We start from the raw sequence: 14678 nt of genomic DNA, 5'->3' as shown, positions 1-14678 counted from the left end.
TCAGTGCCGGTGTCAGACCGGCACTTCATTATCCAGATGGGCGACGGCATCCTGGCTGACCTGCTCACGGCGCGCGCCGGTCAGCTCGGTGAGCTGGCCCTGGCGCATCTCCAGCAGGCGATCGGCCTGGGAGAAATAGAGATCGTCATGGCTGATGGCGATCACCGTCTTGCCCATCTCTTTCAGGCGCGGCAGCAACACCTGGTAGAAGATGCGGCGGAACTGGGGATCCTGATCCGCCGCCCACTCGTCAAACAGCATCACCTCGCGCTGCTCGGCCAGTGCCAGCAGCAGGGCGACCCGCTTGCGCTGCCCCTGGGAGAGCTCGATGTTGGCGATGAAATCGTCCTCGATGACGAGCTTGCTGCCCATCTGCAGCCGCTCCAGCCACTCGGCGATCAGCGCCTCTTTCGGCTCTGGCCCCAGCAGATGCTGGAACAGGTGGTAATCGGTGAAGATGGCGGAGAACAGCGCCAGGTAGGCGTTGCGATCGGTGATCGGCTCACCATCCAGCAGGATCCGGCCCGAGACCGGCTGATAGAGCCCGGTCAGCAGCATGGCCAGGGTCGACTTGCCGGAGCCATTGCCGCCGATGATGAAGATCTGCTCCCCCTTCTCTATGGTGAGGCTGATGGGCCCCACTGCGAAGCCGCCCTCCCCCTGATAGTGAAAGCTCACTTGCTCCAGCTGGATGCGTTGCCAGGCCTGGGGTGCGGGTGGCAGCGGGAAGGCGGGATCCGGCTCGGCCAGGGTCAGGCTCGCTATCTTGTCGAATGCCACCTGGGCGGAGATCAGGGTCGGCAGCGCTCCTATCCCTTGCAACAAGGGGGTACGGAGGAACAGCAGGGTCAGGGCGAAAGTGGCCGCCACGTTGGTGTTGGCCCAACCCAGCCCGTTGGCCAGGAAGAACACCAGGCCGATGGCCCCCAGCATCATGATGTTCGACCAGTTCACCGCGCTCAGGTGATAGGTGTCGGCACTGATGATGTGGCGACGATAGTCCTGCGCGTTCTGCTCATAGAGCCGGTGATAGATGAAGTGCGCCCGCTCGCGATTGAGCGCCAGCTCCTTGCTGCCGGCGATGATGGCCTGGTAGTTCTGATAGAGCTTGTCTTCGGCCTGGCGCATGTGGGACAGGTGGCGATAGACCCGGTTGACCAGCAGCCAGCCCACCACCATGGTGAAGGTGACCCAGAGTGCGGTGACTCCGAGCAGGGCTGGTGACAACCAGCCAAGGTAGAGTGCAGAGCCGATGGTGAGCACCAGCCCCTGCACCAGCTCCGGCAGGCGCACGAAGGCGATGGTGATCTGGCCGATGTCGCTGGAGAGGGAGGCCAGCAACGGCCCCTGCCCTATCTGGCGAATGCGGGCGACATCGGTGTCCAGCAGCTGCTTGAGCAGACGGCCACGCAGGCGATAGACAAAATGATGACCGAGCGTGGTCAGGGCCAATTGAGAGCCGAGTGTGATCACCAGCAACAGCAGAATGAGGCCGATCAGCTGGCCGAGCACCGACAGCGGATCCCCTACGGATTCGATGAGAGAGTGGTTGATGAAGGCGATGACGCCTATCCCGCTCACCGCACTGAGCAGGCTGAGCAGGGTAATGGCGATGAAGGGCCAACGATATTGGCGGTAAACCAGTGACAAGAGTTCCATGACAGGCCTGTGTACAAAAAGAAGGAGGGCGGGAGCTTGAGGCCCCCGCCCGGCCTGTATCTTACCAGCGGTAGTTGACAGATCCGACTATGCTGCGCGGTTCACCGTAGTAGCAGTAGTAATCACAGCTCGCCACATAGGTGTCGTCCAGCAGGTTGTTGACGTTGATCTGGGCCCGCCAGTTCTTGGCAAAGTCATACCCGATCATCGCATCCCACACCGTCTGGGCCGGCACCTCTGCCGAACCATAAATGGGGTTGTAGTTGGCATCCACCGCACCTATGCCGACGCTGGAGCCGATATAGCGCACCCCGGTGCCGACTTCCAGCCCGGAGACCGGACCCTGCTGCACCTTATAGTTGCCCCAGAAGGAGGCCTGGTGGCGCGGGATCAGGCTGGCCTGGCGATCACCGTTGCCGGTGTCGTTGGTCTTGGCATCGGTGTAGGTATAAGCCGCGGTCAGGCGCAGTGCCTCTGTGGCTTGCACGCTCCCCTCAACCTCTACGCCTTGAGACTTGACCTTGCCTGCCTGAGTCTGCTGGCCGGAACCGGTGGAGACCAGGGAGTTGGTCTGCTCCAGATCGAACAGCGCCAGGTTGATGTAGCCATCGAGGAAACTCGGCGCGTACTTGATGCCGGTCTCGTACAGCTTGCCCTCGAGCGGCTTGTAGGAGTTCTTGGTGTTGGGATCGATCCCCGGCAGCACCTCGAACGACTCTGCATAGGCGAAGTAAGGGGAGAGGCCGTTGTCGGCCAGGTACATCAGGCTGCCGGAGAGCGAGAGGTTGTCATCGTACTGCTTCTCGTTCTTGCTGGCCGCTTCGCTGATGTTGTGGGTCTCCACATAGTCGAAGCGGCCGCCGGCGGTCAGCAACCAGCGATCGTCCCAACGGATCTGGTGCTGGGCATAGAGGCCGCTCTGGCCCTTGGTGTTCTTCTGATAGGTGGCGGTGGACTCATCGAAGCCAGGGAAGTTGCCGTAATCCGGGTTCATGGTATCGATGGATCCCATGGCGTAGTTGTCGGCCTCGACCCCTTCGTTCACGTGACGCTGCAGATCGATCCCCAGCAGCAGAGTCTGCTCGGTGCGATCCGTGTTCCAGTAACCCACCAGCTGGTTGTCCATGGTGGCGCTCTTGGTGTCGCCATCGCGGTAGACCAGACCACGGTAGGCGGTGGTGCCTTCGTAGGTCGGGAAGATGTAGGTCTGGCGCAGCAGCAGATCGTTGTAATTGAAGCGGACGTTCTGCTTGAACTCCCAGGTCTGGTTGAACTGGTGGGCCAGCTCGTAACCGGTGGAGATCTGGGTGTTGCGGTTGCGATCGTAATCCGGCTGACTCAGGTTGGTGCTGGGATCGATCTGGCCGCCCTCGGTGTTGAGGGTGCCATAGACGGGGAAGAAGCCGTTGGTCGGCACCCCTTCGTCGTGCAGGAAGCTGGCCAGCAGGGTGAGGCTGGTGCGATCCGAGATATCCAGGGTGACGCTTGGCGCCAGATAGGAGCGCTCGTTATAGGTGCCATCCAGCACGCCGTCACGCTCTTTATAGAGTGCAACCATGCGATAGCGGCTGTTGTCGGTCAGCTCGTCGGAGAAGTCGACGCCGACCTGGCGCAGATCCCGGTTGCCCAGCTGCAGATTGACCAATCCTTGCGGGGTCGCGGTCGGACGCTTGCTGATGGAGTTGATCACGCCGCCGGGAGGGGCCTCGCCGTAGAGGATGGAGGCCGGTCCCTTCAGCACTTCCACGCTTTCCAGGCCGAAGGGCTCCGGCGTCCACACATAGTAGCCGGTGCTGAACTGGCGGTTGCCATCCAGGTAGGAGGCGGCATCGAAGCCACGGATCTTGAACCAGTCGGTGTTGTTGTCCGAGCCATACAGGCCGGTGAGCACGCCGGAGCGGTAGCGCACGGACTCATCGAGCTGAAGCACGGCGTGCTGATCCAGCTCCTCGCGATTGACCACCGAGACGGCACGGGGCGTCTCGGCCATCGGCACTTCGATCTTCATGGCGGTACCTGTCACCACCATGGTCTCGCTGGCCTTGGGTAATTCCTTATCGGCTTGTTCCGCTGCCAGAACCGGCAGACTGGCTAGTAAACAGGAGAGCGGCAGCAGGTGCTGAACACCCTTCTTCCGCATAGTTGCAGTTGAGTTGTTATCTTGCGCAATCATATTAAATGTCTCAAATATCAATAAGTTATTTTGGTTTCTTATTATGACCGCCCAATCCTGCCGGTTAGCCCGGTTCCTTAGGCGAATAAAGCAGCGTCATGCTACTACAGGAGCCATGATCGAATCGATTCATTAATTGCTAATCATTTGCATCTGCATTGTTACTTAACGTATCAATGAGGCGGGATTTTGAGCAGAAGGACTCATTCATGCATTGAGCCAGATGGCGGGATTCTGGGAAGGATCAAAAATAGCGGTGAAACCCGCCTCTGCATGAAAAAGCCGGAAGGATCCTTTATCCCCAAGCTTTATCCATATTTATCCACATCCTTTGGCGGTAGAATCCGGTTCTGCACTCTCCGCATTCTTTCAGGATCCATTCCATGGCCAAACTCAATCTCATCGTCGGCTCCATGCTGGGCGCCGCCGAATATGTCGCAGATCATGTCGCCAGCCTGCTGGAACAGGCGGGTCATCAGCCCAAGATCCACAACCCGGCCAGCCTCGCCGAGGTGCTGGCAGAGCCTGATGCCATCCTGCTGGTGGTCACCTCCACCCATGGCGCAGGTGATGTTCCCGATAACCTGCAGCCCTTCGTCAAGGATCTTACCGACCAGCATCCGGATCTTAATGCCTTGAAATATGGCGTGATCGCGCTCGGTGACAGCAGTTATGACACCTTCTGCCAGGGTGGCAGGACGCTGGATCAGCTGCTGGCCGAGTGTGGCGCCAGCCGGATCGGGGATCGTCTCGACATCGATGTCACCCAGCACGAGATCCCGGAAGATGCCGCCGAAGCCTGGATCCGGGACTGGATGAAGATGATCGCCTGATCAGGGCCTGGGAGATCCGGCAGAAAAGCCTTGATCTCCCCGTTTATCCCCAGATCCCTATCCACCAGGTTATTAACAGATTGATCCGAACGAGTTGTTCTACATTGTTACCCACAACACTCGGGGGTAATGTGCATAACTACAGTGTAAAGCTCTGCAAAACCTATAGTTATCCATGTATGAGATCCAGTCCGCCAGCCGCCTGTGTATAAAAGCACTGGTTATCCCCCTGTTCACGGTCCCAGGATCCAAGCTTTTCCACAAGCTGGGATCGTCTTTAACCAGATGATCTTTATGATCAAAAAGTGCTTATCAACAGAAATCCCGGATCCTAATAAAAGATCCAATAAAAGATCGATCTAAAGATCCTTAAGATCTAATTACCGGATCCTTCATCCATACTGATCCTGAAGTAGACGTTCCCCTCAGGATGCGAAACGGATAGAATGATCCGCCCCTCAGCCCAGGCAAATACAGATCTTCAGGCGTGCAGATCAAGGTGATCCCCAATGCAATACCATGAACAATTTGATGTGATCGTCGTCGGTGGCGGTCACGCAGGAACCGAAGCAGCAACAGCGGCCGCTCGCATGGGTCTCAATACCCTGTTGCTGACCCACAACATCGATACGCTGGGGCACATGTCCTGTAATCCGGCGATCGGCGGGATCGGCAAGGGACACCTGGTCAAGGAAGTCGACGCCCTGGGCGGGATCATGGCCCGTGCCATCGATCTTGGCGGGATCCAGTTCCGTACCCTCAACTCCTCCAAGGGACCGGCGGTACGAGCCACTCGCGCCCAGGCGGATCGTCTGCTCTACAAGGCCGTGGTTCGCCAGACTCTGGAGAACTACCCCAACCTGAAGATCTTCCAGCAGGCCTGTGATGATCTGATCATGGACGGGGATCGTGTCGCCGGTGTCGTCACCCAGAGCGGGATCCGCATCAGCGGCAAGACGGTGGTGCTGACCGTCGGCACCTTCCTGAACGGCCTGATCCACATCGGCATGGAAAACTACAAGGGCGGCCGCGCTGGGGATCCTCCCTCGATCGCCTTGGCCCAGCGGCTGCGTGAGCTGCCGCTGCGCATCGATCGTCTCAAGACAGGCACGCCGCCGCGCATCGATGCCCGCACCGTCGATTTCTCCGTGATGCAGCAGCAGCACGGTGACGATCCCCGCCCGGTCTTTTCGTTTATCGGCGATGCCAGCCAACACCCACGCCAGGTGCCCTGCTACGTCACGCACACCAACGAGCAGACCCACGAGGTGATCCGCAATAACCTGGATCGCAGCCCCATGTACGCCGGGGTGATCGAGGGGATAGGCCCCCGTTACTGCCCGTCGATCGAGGACAAGATCACCCGTTTCGCGGACAAGACCGCGCACCAGATCTTCGTCGAGCCGGAAGGCCTGACCACCCACGAACTCTATCCGAACGGGATCTCCACCAGCCTGCCATTCGATGTGCAGGTGCAGATCGTGCGTTCGATCCGCGGCTTCGAGAATGCCCATATCACCCGTCCCGGCTACGCCATCGAATACGACTTCTTCGATCCGCGGGATCTCAAGGCCAACATGGAGAGCAAGTGCATCGCCAACCTGTTCTTCGCCGGCCAGATCAACGGCACCACGGGCTATGAAGAGGCGGCGGCCCAGGGGCTGATGGCCGGCTTGAACGCCGGCCTGCGCGCCCAGGGCAAAGAAGCCTGGCACCCCCGCCGGGATCAGGCCTACATGGGCGTGATGATGGACGATCTCTCCACCCTGGGGACCCGCGAGCCCTACCGCATGTTCACCAGCCGCGCCGAATACCGCTTGCTGCTGCGTGAAGACAACGCCGATCTGCGCCTGACCGCCGTCGGCCGTGAGCTGGGTCTGGTGGATGACGAGCGCTGGAGCAAGTTCAACGCCAAGATGGAGCAGGTTGAGCTGGAGCGTCAGCGCATGCGCTCGACCTGGATCCACCCGCAACACCCGTCACTGGAGGCGGTCAACGCCCTGGTGAACACCCCCTTGACCCGCGAGCAGAGCCTGGAAGAGCTGCTGCGTCGGCCGGAGGTGACCTACGATGCCCTGATGGCCATCGAAGGGGTGGGCCCGGCGCTGGAAGATACGGCGGCGGCGGATCAGGTGGAGATCCAGATCAAGTACGCCGGCTACATCGAGCGTCAGCACGACGAGGTGGAGAAGCAGCTGCGCAACGAGAACACCCTGCTGCCGCTGGACATGAACTACCGCGACGTGAATGGTCTCTCCAACGAGGTGATCGCCAAGCTGAGCGATGCCAGGCCGCAGACCATAGGTCAGGCCTCCCGCATCTCCGGCATCACCCCGGCGGCCATCTCCATCCTGCTGGTTCACCTGAAGAAACACGGCCTGCTGCGTAAAACCGCCTGAGGATCCCCATGCTGGAAAGATTGAACGGCCTGCTCATGCAGGCCGGTATTGTTATCACCGACCATCAAAAGAGCCAGTTGGTACACTTGGTCGAGTTGCTGCACAAGTGGAACAAGGCTTACAATCTCACCTCGGTGCGAGATCCGGACGCCATGCTGGTCAAGCATATCCTCGACAGCCTGGTGGTGAGCCCGCACCTGCACGGTGAGCGTTTCATCGATGTGGGCACCGGCCCCGGCCTGCCCGGCCTGCCGCTGGCCATCATCAACCCGGACAAGCAGTTCGTGCTGCTCGATAGCCTGGGCAAGCGGATCAACTTCATCCGCCAGGTGATCCAGGAGCTGGGACTGACCAATGTGACGCCCGTCAAATCCCGGGTTGAAGAGTATCAACCGGAAGTGGGGTTCGATGGGGTACTCAGCCGGGCCTTTGCCTCCCTGGAGGACATGCTCACTTGGTGTCACCATCTGCCGTCGCCTCAGGGCAGCTTCCTGGCACTCAAGGGGCAATATCCCGAGCAGGAACTGGCGCAGTTGCCCGCCAGCATCCGTCTGGTCGCCACCCATCAGCTGGTGGTGCCGGAGCTGGAAGGTGAACGTCATCTGCTGGAGTTTAAAGCCATCCAGCCCGAATAGGGCCGCCGTATTCATTTAGGGGATAGTGTGGGAAAAGTCATTGCCATAGCCAACCAGAAGGGTGGAGTGGGTAAAACTACCACCTGTGTGAATCTGGCCGCCTCCATGGCCGCCACCCGGCGCAAGGTGCTGGTGATCGATCTGGATCCGCAGGGCAATGCCACCATGGGCAGCGGTGTCGACAAGTACGAAGTCGAACGCACCGCCTATGAACTGCTGATCGACGATGCCCCCATCAACGAGGTGATCATCACCGAGACCTCGGGTGGCTATCACCTCATCGCCGCCAATGCCGACGTGACGGCGGCGGAAATCCGTCTGATGGAATTCTTCGCCCGCGAGCTCCGCCTGCGCAATGCGCTGGCCTCGGTGCGGGACAAATACGACTACGTCTTCATCGACTGCCCGCCTTCCCTCAACATGCTGACCGTCAACGCCATGGCCGCCGCCGACTCCGTGCTGGTGCCCATGCAGTGCGAGTATTACGCGCTGGAAGGGCTCACCGCCCTGGTCGACACCATCAGCAAGCTGGCGGCCGTGGTCAACCCGGAGCTGAAGATCGAGGGGGTGCTGCGCACCATGTTCGATCACCGCAACCGGCTGGCCAATGATGTGTCCGATCAGCTGAAACAGCACTTCGGGGACAAGGTCTATCGCACCATCATCCCCCGCAACGTAAGACTGGCGGAGGCCCCGAGCTTCGGTGCCCCGGCCATGCACTATGACAAATCATCGGTGGGGGCCAAGGCTTATCTGGCCCTGGCTGGCGAGATCCTGCGTCGTCAGGAGCAGGAACCACAGCCGATCACCGCAGACCGAGAGCGCATATGACTCTGAAGAAACGTGGGCTGGGCAAGGGGTTGGATGCCCTGCTTAGCACCAGCACGGCCGCCCGCCAGAAACAGGTGATGAGCGATCAGCGTACCGAGCAGGCCATGGCGCCCACCAACCAGGGCGAGCTGCGCAAGCTGCCGCTGGAGTGGCTGCAGTCCGGCAAGTACCAGCCGCGCAAGGACATGTCGCAGGATGCGCTGGAAGACCTGGCCAACTCGATCCGGGCGCAAGGTGTGATTCAGCCGATAGTGGTACGCTCCATCGGCGAGAACCGTTTCGAGATCATCGCCGGTGAGCGGCGCTGGCGCGCTTCCCAGCTGGCCCGGCTTGAGGTGGTGCCCTGCATCGTCAAGGATGTGCCCGACGAGGCCGCGGTGGCCATCGCGCTGATTGAGAACATCCAGCGCGAAGATCTCAACGCCATCGAAGAGGCGGTCGCCTTGCAGCGGCTGCTGACCGAATTCGAGCTGACCCACCAGCAGGTGGCCGAGGCGGTGGGCAAGTCCCGCACCACGGTCACCAACCTGCTGCGCCTCAACCAGCTCAACGAGGACGTGAAGCGGTTCGTCGAGCACGGCGACCTCGACATGGGCCATGCCCGTGCCCTGCTGGCCCTGAGCGGCCCGGCCCAATCCGAGCTGGCCAAGCTGGTCGCCCAGAAGGGGCTGACCGTACGAGATACCGAGAAACTGGTGCAAAAAGCGCTGGATCCGGCAAAAACCAAGGTTGAACCCGTCCGCGATCCCCAATTCGGTTACATCGAGCGCCAGATTTCAGAAAAAATTGGCAATCAGGTACAACTTCAACCGGGCAAGCAGGATAGCGGTAAGTTAGTAATAAGTTACGATAACTTAGCGGATTTGGACCGCTTACTGTGCTATTTTGGCCTGTCAGAATCGTGATTTTTACGCTTTTTGTAGTAATAAAACATTCATTCCTTTTGATATGAACATAACCTTAATTTCGCGCGGAAAGCCGCAAAAATTAAGGATTTTTGCCATGTTGCAATAGCTGTCTTCACGGGTATAATTTGACCGGCTTTTAGAGCTGTGAACCTGGGGTCTTCGGATCCCGATTTTTTACAGTTCTGTAATGTTCAGGGGTAGGTTGGTGAAACAGAAAATAGCCTTGGAAGGTTTGACGCTAGCCTTGGCTATGCTCGTTTGTCAGCTCATCCTGATCCTGGCGATCAGTTCCGTCTGGTTTTATCAGTCGGGAGCGTTTGCCGGACGTTCCTCCCTCTATGGGGGCGGAATGTACTGGGTTCCTCAAGCCCTGTTCACACTCTGGGTTCTGCGCCGCAAGGTGACGAAGGAGAGTGTGGGCCTGGTTTTGCGGGACTTTTATGGTGGGGCAGGGATTAAGCTCATTACTACAACAGGACTTTTCGCCCTGATGTTTGGCTCCGGGATCGAGGTCGACACCGTCTCGTTCTTCGCCACTTATATCCTCGCCCTCGTTGTACAGTGGATAGTTTCATTCACGCTTAACAACCACTATTAGGAAAACTCATGTCTGCAACCGGAGAAGTCCTGACTCCTCAGGGATATATCTCCCACCACCTGACCCACCTGCAAGTCGGGTCCGGGTTCTGGACGGTGAATATCGACTCTATGATATTTTCCGTCTTGCTAGGCGCCCTGTTTATCTGGTTGTTCCGCCGCGTGGCCGTCAAGGCTACCAGCGGTGTACCCGGTAAGCTGCAGTGCTTTGTGGAGATGCTGGTCGAGTTTGTGAATGGTAACGTCAAAGACATCTTTCATGGTCGCAACAAGGTCATCGCACCTTTGGGCCTGACGGTGTTTGTGTGGATCTTCCTGATGAACCTGATGGATCTGATCCCCGTTGACTTTATCCCTCACGCTGCACAGTTGATGGGTGTTCCCTATCTGCGTGTGGTTCCCTCTGCTGACGTTAACATCACCATGTCCATGGCTTTGGGCGTGTTCTTCTTGATCCTGTATTACAGTATCAAGGTCAAGGGTATCAGCGGATTCGTGAAGGAGCTGACGCTTCAGCCTTTCAATCACCCCGCTGCCATCCCGGTTAACTTCATCCTTGAAACCGTCACGTTGATTTCCAAGCCTGTTTCTTTGGGTCTGCGACTGTTCGGCAACATGTATGCTGGCGAACTGATCTTTATCCTTATTGCGGGTTTGTTACCCTGGTGGTCACAGTGGATCCTGTCCGTGCCTTGGGCAATTTTCCACATCCTGATCATCACTTTGCAGGCGTTTATCTTCATGGTTCTGACCATCGTCTATCTGTCGATGGCACAAGAAGACCATTGATGATGCAACTCAAATAATCCTTTTTATACAATCAATTACATCTAAATAAATGGAGATCCTCATGGAAAACTTGAACATGGACCTGCTGTACATCGCTGCTGCAATGATGATGGGTCTGGCGGCTATCGGCGCCTCCATCGGTATCGGTATCCTGGGTGGCAAGTTCCTGGAAGGTGCGGCTCGTCAACCTGACCTGATCCCTGTTCTGCGTACCCAGTTCTTCATCGTTATGGGTCTGGTAGATGCGATCCCGATGATTGCCGTTGGTCTGGGTCTGTATGTGATGTTTGCGGTTGCTGGCTAAGTCGTTGCGACTCTCCAGGCATAACCCATTAACTAACTTAAGAGGACATCGGCTGTGAATATCAACGCCACCCTCCTCGGCCAAGCAATTGCTTTTTTCATCTTCGTAGTGTTTTGCATGAAGTACGTATGGCCGCCGTTGATCGCTGCCATCGAAGCCCGTCAGAAAGAAATTGCTGATGGTCTCTCTTCTGCCGAGCGTGCCAAGAAAGATCTGGATTTGGCCAAGGCCAACGCCACCGATCAGCTGAAAGAAGCCAAGCACCAGGCTGCCGAAATCATCGATCAGGCCAACAAACGCAAGGCCCAGATCATTGATGAGGCCGCTGTCGGCGCTCAAGCAGAGCGGGAAAAAATCCTGGCTCAGGGCCGTGCAGAGATCGAAGCTGAACGTCATCGTGCCAAAGAAGAACTGCGCAAGCAGGTTGCTGCTCTTGCCATCGCGGGTGCAGAGAAGATCCTGGCACGCCAAATCGACCAGGCTGCCAACAGCGACATCGTCGACAAACTGGTAGCAGAACTGTAACGGGAACGGGGCTATGTCTGAACTGACTACTATCGCTCGCCCCTACGCCAAGGCTGCTTTCGAGTTTGCCGTTGAGCACAAGGCGGTTGACCAATGGCTGGAGATGCTCGGCTTCGCTGCACAAGTTGCAGAGAACGAGACCATCCACGTTCTGGTTAACGGCTCCATGGCTGCCGAAGAACTCGCAAATCTGTTTGTGGGCGTCTGCGGCGAGCAGCTCAACGAGCATGGTCAGAACCTGATCCGGGTGATGGCCGAGAATGGTCGCTTGGGTGTGCTGCCGGCTGTCGTTGCTGAATTTGTAGCGCTCAAGGCTGAACTGGACAAAGAAGTTCAGGCTGACGTGATTTCGGCGATCGAACTGACCGACCAGCAGAAAGCCAATATTCAGGCTTCTCTGGGACAACGTCTCGCGCGCAAAGTGAAGCTGAATTGCAGCACAGATGCGTCCTTGATGGCCGGGGTGCTCATCAAGGCCGGTGATCTGGTTATCGACGGCACTGTCCGCGGTAAGCTGGATCGCATGGCCGATGCGCTGCAATCTTGATTGGGGTATTAGAGCATGCAACTGAATTCCACTGAAATCGCCGAGCTGATCAAGCAGCGCATTGCGCAGTTTGATGTCAAAAGCGAAGCGCGTAACGAAGGTACCATCGTCTCTGTGAGCGACGGTATCATTCGTATCCACGGCCTGGCCGATGCCATGCAGGGTGAGATGATCGAGCTGCCGGGCAACCGCTTCGCTCTGGCATTGAACCTGGAGCGTGACTCCGTTGGTGCCGTAGTAATGGGTCCCTATGCCAACCTGGCGGAAGGGATGAAAGTCAAAGGTACCGGCCGTATTCTGGAAGTGCCGGTCGGTCGTGGTCTGTTGGGCCGGGTGGTCAACACCCTGGGTCAGCCGATCGACGGTAAGGGTCCGGTAGACAACGACGGCTACTCGCCGATCGAAGTCATTGCCCCGGGCGTTATCGAGCGTAAGTCTGTTGACCAGCCAGTCCAGACCGGTCTGAAAGCCATCGATTCCATGATCCCTATCGGTCGTGGCCAGCGTGAGCTGATCATCGGTGACCGTCAGGTAGGTAAGACCGCCATCGCGATCGACACCATCATCAACCAGAAAGACTCCGGCATTAAGTGTGTCTACGTTGCGATTGGCCAGAAGGCCTCCACCATCGCCAACGTGGTGCGCAAGCTGGAAGAGCACGGCGCACTGGCCAACACCATAGTGGTGGTTGCCTCTGCTTCCGAAGCTGCCGCCCTGCAGTACTTGGCTCCTTATGCCGGCTGCTCCATGGGTGAGTACTTCCGTGACCGCGGTGAAGACGCGCTGATCATCTATGATGACCTGTCCAAGCAGGCCGTAGCCTATCGCCAGATCTCCCTGCTGCTGCGCCGTCCGCCAGGACGCGAAGCCTACCCGGGCGACGTGTTCTATCTGCACTCCCGTCTGCTGGAGCGTGCTTCCCGCGTCAACGTCGAGTACGTCGAGAAGTTCACCAAGGGTGCCGTGACTGGCCAGACCGGTTCTCTGACCGCGCTGCCGATCATCGAAACCCAGGCCGGCGACGTGTCTGCGTTCGTTCCGACCAACGTGATCTCCATCACCGATGGCCAGATCTTCCTGACCACTCAGTTGTTCAACTCCGGTATTCGTCCGGCAGTTGACCCGGGTATCTCCGTATCCCGTGTGGGCGGTGCCGCTCAGACCAAGATCGTCAAGAAGCTGTCCGGTGGTATCCGTACCGCGCTGGCCCAGTATCGTGAGCTGGCGGCATTCGCCCAGTTCTCTTCCGATCTGGACGATGCGACTCGCAAGCAGCTGGACCACGGTCAGAAAGTGACCGAGCTGATGAAGCAGAAGCAGTACTCTCCGATGAGCGTGGCTCACCAGTCTCTGGTGCTGTTCGCCGCCGAGAAGGGCTACCTCGCCGATGTCGAACTGAGCAAGATCGTCGACTTCGAAGCCTCTCTGCTCTCTTACGCCAATACCCAGCATGCCGAGCTGATGGCTGAAATCAATGCCAAGGCCGACTACAACGACGCGATCGTTGGCAAGCTGACTGCGTTGCTGGATGACTTCAAGGCAACCCAGACCTGGTAAGCGTGTGTGGCAGCGCAAGCTGCCACCTGATGGAGAGAAGAGATGGCCGGCGCAAAAGAGATACGTAACAAGATCGGGAGTGTGAAGAACACTCAGAAGATCACCAGCGCTATGGAAATGGTGGCAGCCAGCAAGATGCGCCGTGCGCAGGAACGCATGTCTGCCAGCCGTCCGTACGCTGAAACCATGCGCAAGGTGATCGGCCATATCGCTCAGGGGAACTTGGAATACAAGCACCCCTACCTCATCGAACGTGAGGTCAAGCGAGTGGGTTACATCGTCGTCTCCACCGACCGTGGCCTGTGTGGCGGCCTGAACATCAACCTGTTCAAAGCCGCCCTCAATGAGATGAAGGAATGGAGCGCGAAAGGTGCCAAGGTTGACCTGGCACTGATCGGCAGCAAGGCCTCCAACTTCTTTGAGCGGCACGGCGCCAAGGTGAAAGCCCATGTCTCCGGACTGGGTGACAACCCGAGCGTCAATGACCTGATTGGTTCAGTCAAGGTCATGCTGAAGGCTTACGACAACGGTGAGATTGACAGGCTGTACCTGGTGTACAACAAGTTCGTCAACACCATGGTTCAGCAACCAAAAGTCGATCAACTGCTGCCTTTGCCCGTAACAGAAGACAGCAAGCTGAACAAGAAGAACCACTGGGATTACCTCTATGAGCCGGATCCCAAGCAGCTGCTGGATACCCTGTTGATTCGTTATGTCGAATCCCAGGTATACCAGGGCGTGGTAGAAAACTTGGCCAGTGAACAGGCAGCCCGAATGGTTGCCATGCAAGCCGCGACTGACAACGCCGGTAACCTGATTAACGATCTGCAACTGGTGTACAACAAGGCCCGTCAGGCCAGTATTACCCAGGAACTGACAGAGATCGTATCCGGTGCTGCTGCGGTGTAAGGCAAGGGTTAT

Annotated in this window: 14 protein-coding genes; 12 read left to right on the top strand and 2 right to left on the bottom strand. The window is 58.0% G+C overall.

Annotated elements, in window-relative coordinates:
• Nucleotides 1–12: 12 nt before the first annotated feature.
• Nucleotides 13–1659 carry a multidrug ABC transporter permease/ATP-binding protein gene (locus KW821_RS19190; protein ID WP_218292552.1) on the bottom strand — a complete coding sequence of 549 codons (1647 nt, stop codon included), beginning with the start codon at nucleotides 1657–1659 and terminating at the stop codon, nucleotides 13–15.
• A 61-nt stretch (nucleotides 1660–1720) separates the two neighbouring features.
• Nucleotides 1721–3832, bottom strand: a complete 2112-nt coding sequence (locus KW821_RS19185) for a TonB-dependent siderophore receptor (RefSeq protein WP_218292551.1) — start codon at nucleotides 3830–3832, stop codon at nucleotides 1721–1723.
• Between the two features lie 383 nt (nucleotides 3833–4215).
• Here KW821_RS19185 and mioC point away from each other — a divergent pair, with 383 nt between their 5' ends.
• The 12 genes from mioC (at nucleotide 4216) to atpG (ending at nucleotide 14666) form a co-directional block, all read left to right on the top strand.
• The gene (gene mioC / locus KW821_RS19180) at nucleotides 4216–4665 is read left to right on the top strand and encodes an FMN-binding protein MioC (RefSeq protein ID WP_218292550.1); all 450 of its coding nucleotides are present in this window, start codon (nucleotides 4216–4218) and stop codon (nucleotides 4663–4665) included.
• Between the two features lie 509 nt (nucleotides 4666–5174).
• Nucleotides 5175–7064, top strand: coding sequence for a tRNA uridine-5-carboxymethylaminomethyl(34) synthesis enzyme MnmG (mnmG, locus tag KW821_RS19175; protein WP_042651581.1), 1890 nt, complete (start codon nucleotides 5175–5177; stop codon nucleotides 7062–7064).
• Between the two features lie 8 nt (nucleotides 7065–7072).
• On the top strand, nucleotides 7073–7699 hold the full coding sequence (gene rsmG, locus KW821_RS19170) for a 16S rRNA (guanine(527)-N(7))-methyltransferase RsmG (RefSeq protein ID WP_042651582.1): 627 nt from the start codon (nucleotides 7073–7075) through the stop codon (nucleotides 7697–7699).
• Between the two features lie 27 nt (nucleotides 7700–7726).
• Nucleotides 7727–8530: a ParA family protein gene (locus KW821_RS19165; RefSeq protein ID WP_042651583.1), complete on the top strand. Its 804-nt coding sequence runs from the start codon at nucleotides 7727–7729 to the stop codon at nucleotides 8528–8530.
• Nucleotides 8527–9435 carry a ParB/RepB/Spo0J family partition protein gene (locus tag KW821_RS19160; protein ID WP_218292549.1) on the top strand — a complete coding sequence of 303 codons (909 nt, stop codon included), beginning with the start codon at nucleotides 8527–8529 and terminating at the stop codon, nucleotides 9433–9435. The genes KW821_RS19165 and KW821_RS19160 overlap by 4 nt, the downstream gene beginning before the upstream one ends.
• Nucleotides 9436–9625: 190 nt before the next feature.
• A complete protein-coding gene (locus KW821_RS19155; RefSeq protein WP_218292548.1) occupies nucleotides 9626–10036 on the top strand; it encodes an ATP synthase subunit I in 411 nt (136 codons plus the stop codon).
• 8 nt (nucleotides 10037–10044) lie between these two features.
• A complete protein-coding gene (gene atpB, locus KW821_RS19150) occupies nucleotides 10045–10824 on the top strand; it encodes a F0F1 ATP synthase subunit A (RefSeq protein ID WP_042651586.1) in 780 nt (259 codons plus the stop codon).
• 61 nt (nucleotides 10825–10885) lie between these two features.
• The gene (gene atpE / locus KW821_RS19145) at nucleotides 10886–11128 is read left to right on the top strand and encodes a F0F1 ATP synthase subunit C (RefSeq protein ID WP_005307205.1); all 243 of its coding nucleotides are present in this window, start codon (nucleotides 10886–10888) and stop codon (nucleotides 11126–11128) included.
• A 54-nt stretch (nucleotides 11129–11182) separates the two neighbouring features.
• Entirely contained in the window at nucleotides 11183–11653 is a 471-nt protein-coding gene (gene atpF, locus KW821_RS19140) for a F0F1 ATP synthase subunit B (protein ID WP_042651587.1), read from the top strand.
• 13 nt (nucleotides 11654–11666) lie between these two features.
• Nucleotides 11667–12200 (top strand): F0F1 ATP synthase subunit delta, encoded by a 534-nt coding sequence (atpH, locus tag KW821_RS19135; RefSeq protein WP_042651588.1) that lies wholly within the window; start codon nucleotides 11667–11669, stop codon nucleotides 12198–12200.
• A gap of 15 nt (nucleotides 12201–12215) precedes the next feature.
• The gene (gene atpA / locus KW821_RS19130) at nucleotides 12216–13757 is read left to right on the top strand and encodes a F0F1 ATP synthase subunit alpha (protein ID WP_042651589.1); all 1542 of its coding nucleotides are present in this window, start codon (nucleotides 12216–12218) and stop codon (nucleotides 13755–13757) included.
• Between the two features lie 42 nt (nucleotides 13758–13799).
• The gene (gene atpG / locus KW821_RS19125; RefSeq protein WP_042651590.1) at nucleotides 13800–14666 is read left to right on the top strand and encodes a F0F1 ATP synthase subunit gamma; all 867 of its coding nucleotides are present in this window, start codon (nucleotides 13800–13802) and stop codon (nucleotides 14664–14666) included.
• Nucleotides 14667–14678: the final 12 nt, after the last annotated feature.

This window comes from Aeromonas sp. sif2416 (genome assembly GCF_019218665.1).
In the GTDB taxonomy this organism is placed as follows: Bacteria; Pseudomonadota; Gammaproteobacteria; order Enterobacterales; family Aeromonadaceae; genus Aeromonas; species Aeromonas encheleia.
The sequence above is the reverse complement of the archived record's forward strand: the minus strand, read 5'-3'. Positions and strand labels throughout refer to the sequence as shown.